6 protein-coding genes and 1 pseudogene are annotated in these 9639 nt (G+C 69.1%); 4 read left to right on the top strand and 3 right to left on the bottom strand.

The genetic code is table 11. The features are described from left to right. The first annotated feature begins 72 nt into the window (after positions 1 to 72). Positions 73 to 2052 (top strand): TIGR03960 family B12-binding radical SAM protein, encoded by a 1980-nt coding sequence (locus BKI49_RS12450; RefSeq protein ID WP_095934293.1) that lies wholly within the window; start codon positions 73 to 75, stop codon positions 2050 to 2052. 206 nt (positions 2053 to 2258) lie between these two features. Here BKI49_RS12450 and BKI49_RS36410 read toward each other — a convergent pair. Next, positions 2259 to 2672: pseudogene (locus tag BKI49_RS36410) on the bottom strand (transposase); the annotation flags it as partial. Positions 2673 to 2718: 46 nt separating this feature from the next. Here BKI49_RS36410 and BKI49_RS12440 point away from each other — a divergent pair. Next, positions 2719 to 3252: a phosphate-starvation-inducible PsiE family protein gene (locus BKI49_RS12440; RefSeq protein WP_095934292.1), complete on the top strand. Its 534-nt coding sequence runs from the start codon at positions 2719 to 2721 to the stop codon at positions 3250 to 3252. 89 nt (positions 3253 to 3341) lie between these two features. Then, the gene (locus BKI49_RS12435) at positions 3342 to 4472 is read left to right on the top strand and encodes a hypothetical protein (protein WP_179332417.1); all 1131 of its coding nucleotides are present in this window, start codon (positions 3342 to 3344) and stop codon (positions 4470 to 4472) included. A gap of 1205 nt (positions 4473 to 5677) precedes the next feature. Here the strand turns inward: BKI49_RS12435 and BKI49_RS35290 are convergent. Then, positions 5678 to 6058 (bottom strand): Ku protein, encoded by a 381-nt coding sequence (locus tag BKI49_RS35290; RefSeq protein WP_179332416.1) that lies wholly within the window; start codon positions 6056 to 6058, stop codon positions 5678 to 5680. A 164-nt stretch (positions 6059 to 6222) separates the two neighbouring features. Between BKI49_RS35290 and BKI49_RS12425 the strand changes: the two genes are divergently transcribed. After that, a complete protein-coding gene (locus tag BKI49_RS12425; protein WP_095934291.1) occupies positions 6223 to 6717 on the top strand; it encodes a DUF4232 domain-containing protein in 495 nt (164 codons plus the stop codon). 751 nt (positions 6718 to 7468) lie between these two features. Here BKI49_RS12425 and BKI49_RS12420 read toward each other — a convergent pair. Further along, positions 7469 to 9583: an FUSC family protein gene (locus BKI49_RS12420; RefSeq protein WP_257004741.1), complete on the bottom strand. Its 2115-nt coding sequence runs from the start codon at positions 9581 to 9583 to the stop codon at positions 7469 to 7471. Between the last annotated feature and the right edge of the window lie 56 nt (positions 9584 to 9639).

Genomic DNA, 9639 nt, shown 5'->3' with positions numbered 1-9639 from the left:
GACGGTCCGGTGCTCCCCTCCGGCCGCGTTAGGCTAGATGGTCACCCCTGTCAGCTCACGAAGGTTCGCGACATGCCCGCCGAAACCGCCGAGGCCGCTGAGTCTGTGTTCCCGCAGCTCGAAGCTCTGCTCCCGCACGTGCAGAAGCCGATCCAGTACGTCGGCGGAGAGCTCAACTCCACGGTCAAGCCCTGGGACGCCTGTGACGTCCGCTGGGCGCTGATGTACCCCGACGCCTACGAGGTCGGACTGCCCAACCAGGGCGTCATGATCCTCTACGAGGTACTGAACGAGCGCGAGGGCGTCCTCGCCGAGCGCACCTACAGCGTGTGGCCGGACCTGGAGGCGCTGATGCGGGAGCACGGCGTCCCGCAGTTCACCGTGGACAGCCACCGCCCGGTGAAGGCCTTCGACGTGTTCGGCCTGTCCTTCTCCACGGAGCTGGGCTACACGAACATGCTCACGGCCCTCGACCTCGCGGGGATTCCCCTGGAGTCCAAGGACCGTACGGTCGACGACCCGATCGTGCTGGCCGGCGGCCACGCGGCCTTCAACCCCGAGCCCATCGCCGACTTCATCGACGCGGCGATCATCGGCGACGGCGAGCAGGCCGTGCTCGACATGACCGAGATCATCCGCGCCTGGAAGGCGGAGGGCCGTCCCGGCGGCCGCGAGGAGGTCCTCTTCCGCCTCGCGAAGACCGGCAGCGTCTACATCCCGGCGTTCTACGACGTCGAGTACCTCCCCGACGGCCGTATCGCCCGTGTGGTCCCGAACAAGTCGGGCGTGCCGTGGCGCGTGTCCAAGCACACCGTCATGGACCTCGACGAGTGGCCCTACCCGAAGCAGCCGCTGGTCCCGCTGGCCGAGACCGTCCACGAGCGGATGTCCGTGGAGATCTTCCGCGGCTGCACGCGCGGCTGCCGCTTCTGCCAGGCCGGCATGATCACGCGCCCCGTGCGGGAGCGAAGCATCACCGGCATCGGCGACATGGTCGAGAAGGGTCTGAAGGCCACGGGCTTCGAGGAGGTCGGCCTGCTCTCCCTGTCCTCCGCGGACCACTCGGAGATCGGCGACATCGCCAAGGGCCTCGCGGACCGGTACGAGGAGGACAAGATCGGTCTGTCCCTCCCCTCCACCCGCGTGGACGCCTTCAACGTCGACCTGGCCAACGAGCTGACCCGCAACGGCCGCCGCTCCGGCCTCACCTTCGCCCCCGAGGGCGGCAGTGAGCGCATGCGCAAGGTCATCAACAAGATGGTCTCGGAAGAGGACCTCATCCGGACCGTCTCCACCGCCTACGGCAACGGCTGGCGCCAGGTGAAGCTGTACTTCATGTGCGGCCTGCCGACGGAGACGGACGAGGACGTCATGCAGATCGCCGACATGGCGATGAACGTGATCGCCGAGGGCCGCAAGGTCTCCGGCCAGAACGACATCCGCTGCACGGTGTCCATCGGCGGCTTCGTCCCCAAGCCGCACACCCCCTTCCAGTGGGCCCCGCAGCTCTCCGCAGAGGAGACGGACGCCCGCCTGGAGAAGCTTCGCGACAAGATCCGCGGCGACAAGAAGTACGGCCGCTCGATCGGCTTCCGCTACCACGACGGCAAGCCGGGCATCGTCGAGGGCCTGCTCTCCCGCGGCGACCGCCGCATCGGCGCCGTCATCCGCGCCGTCTACGAGGACGGCGGCCGCTTCGACGGCTGGCGCGAGCACTTCTCGTACGACCGCTGGATGGCCTGCGCCGAGAAGACGCTCCCGGCGTTCGGTGTCGACGTCGACTGGTACACCACCCGCGAGCGCACCTACGAGGAGGTCCTCCCCTGGGACCACCTCGACTCGGGCCTCGACAAGGACTGGCTGTGGGAGGACTGGCAGGACGCCCTCGACGAGACCGAGGTCGAGGACTGCCGCTGGACCCCGTGCTTCGACTGCGGGGTCTGCCCGCAGATGGACACCCACATCCAGATCGGCCCCACGGGCAAGAAGCTGCTGCCCTTGACGGTCAAGAACGCCGGTCCGACGCCTGCTTCGAGCGGTCACTCTCACTGACGTGAGCGAGGCACTCGATCGGGTGGTTGAGGCGCTGGCGGGGGCGAGCGAGGACGGGGTCGCTGCTGCGTTCGCTGCGGTTGGCGTTTCGGGCCCTCGCTCCTCTGCGCCGGCGGTGTCCTCCCGGACGCCGTTGCCGGGCCCCGGAGTTGCAGCGGGGATTGTCTCCGAGGTGGAGTGGTTCTAAGGGCAGCGGCGCTGCCGGGTGTCTCGTTGACCGACTCGATGACCTGCCGCAACGGCTTGAACAGGGGCGCTCCGGGCTGCTCGGGCTCGCCTCTGCGGGCCGGGCGCAGCAGCCGGATGTCCTGCCCGGCCAGTTCGTGTTCGAAGCCCCGGCCGTAGTAGTTCCTGTCGCCGATCAGCGTCTGGCCGGGCCGGTCGGCGGCCAGGCCGGGTTCGGCAGCGAGGATGTCCAGCAGGGTCTCGCACTCGTCGGCCGTGGCGCCGGTCAGGGCGAAGGCAACTGGCAGGCGCTGGAGGGTGCACACCAAGTGCAGCCGCAGGCCCCAGAGCAAGCGGCTGTGACTGGCGCAGTACCTGTACTCGGCCCAACCGGCCACTGATGTCGCGCCTCGTCGCGCCCGGGCTGCCACCACAGGGAGGGATCCGCTCGTCCACCCGTTCGCCCAGCACGCCGCGCCTGCAGGCCGGAGCACCCCTAGCATGCTGACTGTGCGACCCAATACCCCGAAGATCGAGGGCGGCCGGTTACAGGGCCTCCTGCAGCTCATCGAGGACGGCATCCACCTGGTCGTCGCGGCGCTCCTCGTACTGCTCGCGGGGCTCCTGACCGTCGGGGTCATCCACGACGTCATCAGGTCGATCCAGGGGCCGTATCACGAGGAGACGGTCGTTCTCTCCGCCCTGGACAACGGCCTTGTGCTGTTCATCGTGGCCGAGCTGCTCCACACCGTCCGCCTCACTATCAGGAACCAGACCCTCGACGCGGAGCCGTTCCTCGTCGTCGGCCTGATTGCCGGCATCCGCAAGGTGCTCATCGTGACGGCCGAGGCGGAGAAATCCTTCCGGTGGAACGTCGAGGGGATCGAACTGCTGGTCCTGGCGGGGCTAATCCTCGTCATGGCGACAGCGGTGTACCTGTGGCGGCGCTCCACGCGGCCGGGAGACTACTTCCCGCTCCAGGAGCCGCGGCGCTCGCCGCCGGAGCCGTCACCCACCCCGGTGCGCGCGTCCTGATCCGTCATCTTCCGCAGGCGTCGACGTTACCTCGGGGGCATCCTGTGGGCACTTGCGATCGCGGGGCCGCCGACAAGAAGGGTCGAGTCATGCGGGTGTCGTCTCAGGACGTTACGGTCGTGGCTCTCCTGGCGGATCCGGATGCGCCGACGGAGATCGCGCAGCGCATGGCCCAGACACTTCCTACTCGGCTCGCTGACAAGTCAGGCCAAGGGCGACGGTTCAACGTCGAGGTGGTCAGTGAGCCCTTCACCTCAGGGACCGAGGACCTGCCCACCCTGATGCGCCGGATCATGGACCGTGGAAGTGCAGAGAACTGGGACATCGTCGTGGCCCTCACCGACCTTCCGCTGCACTCTCACGGGCGCAAGCTCGTTGTGGATCTGAGTTACGAACACGGCTTGGCGCTGTTGTCTCTTCCTACGCTGGGGGGCTTACGGCTGCAGACGAGGGCGCGGCGGGCCGTGGAAGAAGCCGTGCTCGGCTTGGCGGGTCCGCGGGCCGCTGGGGGCGAAGGACCTCCAAGTCAGCCGCTTCTGGGCCCCTTCGCCGGTCGTCTCACGCCTATCCACCCGGACCCGATCGGTGAGGAGGAGACCGCCGATCTCCGGTACGTCGTCAGCGGGCCCCGCGGATACCTGAGGGTGCTCGTCGGTATGATCCGCGCCAACCGGCCGTGGCGGTTGGTGCCCGGCTTGTCGAAAGCCCTGGCGGCCGCACTCGCCACAGGAGCAGTCGCCACCGTGAACTCCACCACCTGGAGCCTGGCTGCGGCGCTGAGCGGGCCACGTCTCGTGATCGCCATGGTCGGGTCCGTCGGGCTCATGATCGGCTGGCTGATCGTAGACGGGGAGCTGTGGCATCGATCAACAGAGAGCTCACCCGAGGCGAGGCAGAGGGCCAGGCTCTACAACGCCTCGACGGTCATGACCGTGGGTATCGGTGTGCTCGTCTGCTACGGGGGCTTGATCATCATCAACTTGGCGTGGGCGCTGTTCATCCTCAACGACCGAGTGTTCGCTTCCATGACACGAACCCCGCTGCACACCACGGAGTACTTGACGTTGTCCTGGTTCGTCGCTTCGGTCGCCACCGTGGGCGGCGCGCTGGGATCAGGATTGGAGAGCGACGAGGCGATCCGCGCAGCCGCCTACTCCAAGCGCGAACAGGAACGTCGCCGTATGCTCCAAGACGACCACGGTGACCAGCCCTCGAAGTGAACCGATACCGGCTGCACTGAGTGCTGCGGCCCCTGCGTCACATGCCCGGGAAGTGCCAAGAATCCCCTGGTCACGCCCCTGGACGCCCTATGTAGCTCCCGGGGCCTTGTCCCACCCCCTTGATCGCGGACCTCGTAGGTTCTCCGACCGGTCTCTTCTCCACCAGGCAAAGCGTGAGCATGAGTCCCGTGCGGTCAAACTCGGTGTCTGCTAGTCCGGCACTGGGAGGGAATGGACAGTTGTTGTGGCTGGGCGGAATGACGACTGGTTCCACTACGAGGGCAGCCTCTCGAGCTATCTCGCCTGGTTGTGCTCCGGGACGGCCGAACCGCATGGGCTCCCTCCGAACTTTCCGGGGCCCGAACCGGTGGTTTCCGTCGGATAAGAGTGCTCGAAATGCTCAGGGACCCTTGAGGGCAAGGGTTGACCCATAGCGGATGATTGCGTCGGGGCCTGCTTCCGTCAGGAGGCGGGCCCCGACTGCGTCAGGCTGGGTCCAGCTGGCTAAAGCAGTTGTCGGCAGGGCGTGGCGCGGGTGTGCGTGCCTGACTGCCCGCAGATGGACACCCACATCCAGATCGGCCCCACGGGCAAGAAGCTGCTGCCCCTGACGGTCAAGAACGCCGGTCCGACGCCTGCTTCGAGCGGTCACACGCACTGAGGTGAGCGGGGCGCTCGATCGGGTGCCTGAGGTTTTTGGCCGGGGCGAGCGAGGGCGAGGTCGCTGCTGCGTTCGCTGCGGTTGGCGTTTCGGGCCCTCGCCCCTCTGCGGCGGCGTCCTCTCGGACGCCGTTGCCGGGCCCTGGAGCCGCTGCGGGGATCGTCTCCGAGGTGGAGTGGGTCTGAGGGCAGTTAGGCGCTGCCGGGCGGAACCGAGTCCATCTGAGCCCCCTTCCTTGACCGGGAGGGGGCTTGTTGGCATTCCCTGACGTATGGGTCCATCAGCCTGGGCTTCCCTGAACCCCCTGAGTTACAACCTTTTCCACTACTGGTTCAAGGCGGCTCGCTCCGCTCACAGCGCGCGGCCCGGCCCCAGGCCGGCCCTGCCCTCCTGTCTCCGCCCCGCTCCAGCCCGGCCGGCACCCGTACCGCGCACAGCAATCAGTCGCAGATGCCGGGTGAGAGCTACGTCGCCGCGGCTTGGCAATCGGCTCCACGGAGCTCGCGCACTCCGATGGCGCTCACGGCTAAGTCACTGCGGGGCCCTACTGCACGACTTTCAGAGCGAGTTGCCCAGATCTGGCACTCATCGCCACAGGATTGTCGTAGTGCAGGGGGTCCACCCGGCTCTCGTTCAGGAAGCCCAGCACTCGGATCTCCTTGGTGTCCGGCGTCGGCAACTGCTCCAGATCTTGGCGCGAGAGGACAAGCGTGCCGCCGTCGGGCATCTCGACGCCGCGGGCGATCTCGCCTTCCGCGAGCTCCTGCCCGTCGAGCTTGCAGACGCGTCTGTACCTCAGCCGCCCCCCGCCGCGATCATGGACCATGTGGAGCGGGACCCGATGCTGGGACGTTGCGGGATGCACGCTGACCGGAATGCTGACCAGCGAGAAGGTGATCACCTTTTTGGCGATGGCAGTCGGCACGCTTACTACCTCCAGCAGGCGCGCATCCCCTGGACCCACCAGCCCAACCCAGACACCGAGTGATCGCCACTCCAGACCCGAGCTGCGCCCACGCGCGAGCAGCCGCAACCTGGAAGCTGTGGCAGGCGCCACACCGGCGGCTGTCCAGCCAACGGAGGCCCACCATGATCCCCAGGACGAGAACAGCCGCACTGACCGCCGCCGCACTCCTTGCCGCTGCCACCGCGGTTGGCGCAACCCACTCCCCACAAGCCGCACCCCTCACCCCGCCCTGCACGGCCGCCGACTTGCGCTTGTCTCTCGGCCAGGAGGAGTACGCCGCCGGATCCATCTTCATCCCCGTGAACTTCACCAACACCTCCACGCGCGTCTGCAGCCTGCGTGGATACCCCGGCGTGAGCGTCCTGGACGCCGGCCACCAACAGATCGGTAGCCCAGCAACGCACAGCAGCTCCCCCACGACCACAGTGACCGTAGACCCCGGCCAGACGGTCAGTGCGACGATACGCACCAACAACGCGGCAGTCGCCCCGGATTGTCGGCCACTCCCCGACTACATCGGCATCTATCCGCCGGCCAGCTTCCAGCAGGTGCTCCTCCCTTACCAGCTGCTCATCTGCGGAGCGTTTGAGACGAGTCCTGTCCAGGTCGCCGGATGATCTGAGGCAGCGTCGATGGGCGGCGGCCCGGCGCCACGATCGCCGCCGACGAGATCGCATGCTCCTGAGCGCCGCCTCGCCTGCCTCCGCCCCGATCGCCCTGCCATCGCCGCCGGCACAGGAGCGCGGAAGCACGCAGGGCACCAGCTCTGCGCGCATCGCCCTCCGAGGTCCTTGCGCGCGCTCGGCAGCAAAGGCGGGACTGGTCGCGTCTCGGGGCCGGCACGTACAGACCCTTCACCTGCGACAGGCCAACGAGCCCTATCGAGAGCGAGATAGTGATCATTGATGACGACGGCAGGGAAGAGCCGTTCGACACTGCCGTGCGGTTGGCGTTTCGGGCCCTCGCCCCTCCGCGCCGGCGGCGTCCTCCCGGACGCCGTTGCCGGGCCCTGGAGTCGCTGCGGGGATTGTCTCCGAGGTGGAGTGGGTCTGAGGGAAGTTCGGCGCTGCCGGGCGGAACCCAGACCATCTGAGCCCCCTTCCTTGATTGGGAGGGGGCTTGTTGGCATTCCCTGAGGTGTGGGTCCATGAGCCTCGGCTTCCCTCGGCGTCTGCGGGCCCGTAGTGGCGTGCGCGGGGGAGCTGGGGTGAGTGGTGTGTGCGGGGGGGGCGTCCTCCCGGACGCCACTGCCTGTTCCTGGAGAGCCCGCAGATCGTCTCCCAAGTCGAGTGGGTCTGAGGGTGCTCCCTCTGGTCGGCTGAGCCCCTTCCCCATTCGGCGTGAGGCGTCGCCATGATCTTCGAAGGGTCAACCCGGCGCCGCTACTCGAGCGTCCGAGCCCCGGCGGATCGCTGTGACCATGACCTGCAGGCTGGTCAGCCAGAGGGCGGCGTCGACGGCGTAGTACTGCAGCGGGTCGGTCGCCCGGCCGCCTGAGGCGGCGAACACATCGGCGATGACGGTGCGGTCGGTCGGCGTGTTCGGGGCCAGGGGCACGACGGGCGTGGGGCGTGGCTTCTTGGAGCGCAGGTCGTTCATCAGCGGCAGCGCGGTCAGTCGGAGACGGTGGGCGGCGTCGCGCAGGTGGGTGGCGCTGAGCGGCCAGGCAGCCAGTGCGCCCGGGGCGCAGTGGTTGCGCAGGCTCTGTCCGATGGTGATCACCTGGTTCCCGGCGAGCAGGATGGTCATCCAGTCCTTGTCGGTGGGGTGCGCCGGGTCAGGGTCGTCGGGTTCGGTGGCGTACTGCGTGTAGCTCTCCTCTGCGATCACCAGGGCCTGGCGGGCGCGGGCCAATGCGTCGCCGGTCGTGCTGCTTCCGGTGATGGTGTCGATGGTCTCGGTGACAGCTCGGGTGCTCTGGTCCAGGAGCCGCGAGCAGGCGCGGCGCAATTCCCCGGCGCCGCCCTGCGGCCAGGCCAGCAGCCCGATCAGGGCGCCGGTGAGGCCGCCGATGACGACGTCGGTGAAGCGGATGGCGGCCAGCCCCGGTTTGGCGTAGTCGAGTTGGGCGAAGGCGGCGGCGGCCGCGATCGTGGAGAACGCCTGGCCCCAGCCCATGCCGAGCACGGGCCCCGCGGAGAACGCCAGGAGGTACAGAGGCGGCAGCAGGACCGCGTACACCGCCACGTGGTCGGTGACGAGGTACAGCATCACAGCTGTCACGGCGGCGCCCGCGAGGGTGCCGCTGAATGCCGGCCACAGCGCCGTACGGGTGCCTGTGGCGCTGGTCCCCATCACGGTGATGGTGGCCAGCAGTGCCCAGAGGCCGTGCGACAGGTCGAGCCCGCCCACGATCAGCCGGGCGGCCGCCAGGGCCAGCGCGATTCGGACGGCGTTCTGGAAGTACACCGACCGGGGCGTGAGATGGTCCTGGAGGCGGCGCGCGTAGAGGGAGAGCGTGGGACGCCCCGCGTACCAGAACGGGCCCGGCCGCTCGGCGGGTGGCGTCGTGTCCGCGCGTACGGGCGCGCCGAGCGCGATGCGCACCGTCGTGACCAGGAGGGTTCCGGTGTGGGCGATGTCCAGGGCGATCGCGTCGCCGCGCACCATGGCCGCGCGGTTCGGGTGCCACGTCGGCGGGTGGACGCGGTGGGCTTCGAAGTCCGCCGCGGCGGCGGTGTAGGGGGCGTCGGAAGGCGCCGGGCCCCGGCCGGACAGCCCGACCGCGACGTCGTGGCATGCCGTGGCCGACGCCTGCAGCAGCCGGGCCGCCGCGGGGTCGCGGGTGCCGGGGGCGTCGCGGGCGTCCAGTGCCAGCTGCCGGGTCTGGGCCAGCAGGTGAAGCATGTAGGCGCCGCTTTGGCACAGCGCCCGGTGCCGCGCCGACGCCGATGTCGGGCGTTCGTCGTCCGGCACTCGGGTCAGCCGCAGCTCTTGCGACGCCGCCACCAGCTGCTCCGGGCTGTCGAACGGTGGTGATCGCTGCTCCGTCGCGAGCGCCCGCAGCGCCCCGGACGCCAGCGCAGCGGCGCCGGCCAGCCGGTCCGCGTACCGACCCGGTGGGGGTTCCGGCAACAGCCACATCTCCGCCGCCGCCATCAGCACCACCCCGGTCGCCAGCCCGGCCAGGCGCGACCCGAGCGTCGTCGGGTCGTACGGCGGAAAGCACGCCAGGATGTAGAACGCCTGGAGGCCGCCCGCCAGCCCGCCCAGCCGGGGCGCGCCCACCCCGGCGTAGCTCACCAGGAAGCCCACCACGAACATTCCGAGGGCGGCCGTCCACGAGTGCGCTCCGAGCACGGTGCCCAGGGAAACCAGCGCGGCCGCGACCGGCAGAACCGCCAGCAGCGTGCGGGCGCGCTCACGCGGAGTACCCGGGACGAAGGACATCCCGCCGGTGGCGATCGCGCCGAACAGCGCGTAGATCGCCGCGACGTGGTTCCCCAGGCCGTAGCGCGCGGCGTAGAACCCCGTGCACGCCATGAGCGTCACGCGCGCAGAACGCCGTACCGCCCGCAGTCCCGGATCACGGGTCCGCA

The organism is Streptomyces sp. Tue6028 (assembly GCF_002300165.1).
Taxonomy (GTDB): domain Bacteria; phylum Actinomycetota; class Actinomycetes; order Streptomycetales; family Streptomycetaceae; genus Streptomyces; species Streptomyces siamensis.
The sequence above is the reverse complement of the archived record's forward strand: the minus strand, read 5'-3'. Positions and strand labels throughout refer to the sequence as shown.

What these genes read in the sequence shown, in the direction of transcription:
- BKI49_RS12450 (WP_095934293.1), top strand. Translation starts at nt 73, where the DNA reads ATGCCCGCCGAAACCGCCGAGGCCGCTGAGTCTGTGTTCCCGCAGCTC.
- BKI49_RS12440 (WP_095934292.1), top strand. Translation starts at nt 2,719, where the DNA reads ATGCTGACTGTGCGACCCAATACCCCGAAGATCGAGGGCGGCCGGTTA.
- BKI49_RS12435 (WP_179332417.1), top strand. Translation starts at nt 3,342, where the DNA reads ATGCGGGTGTCGTCTCAGGACGTTACGGTCGTGGCTCTCCTGGCGGAT.
- BKI49_RS12425 (WP_095934291.1), top strand. Translation starts at nt 6,223, where the DNA reads ATGATCCCCAGGACGAGAACAGCCGCACTGACCGCCGCCGCACTCCTT.
- BKI49_RS12420 (WP_257004741.1), bottom strand. Translation starts at nt 9,583, where the DNA reads ATGGCGTGCACGGGGTTCTACGCCGCGCGCTACGGCCTGGGGAACCAC.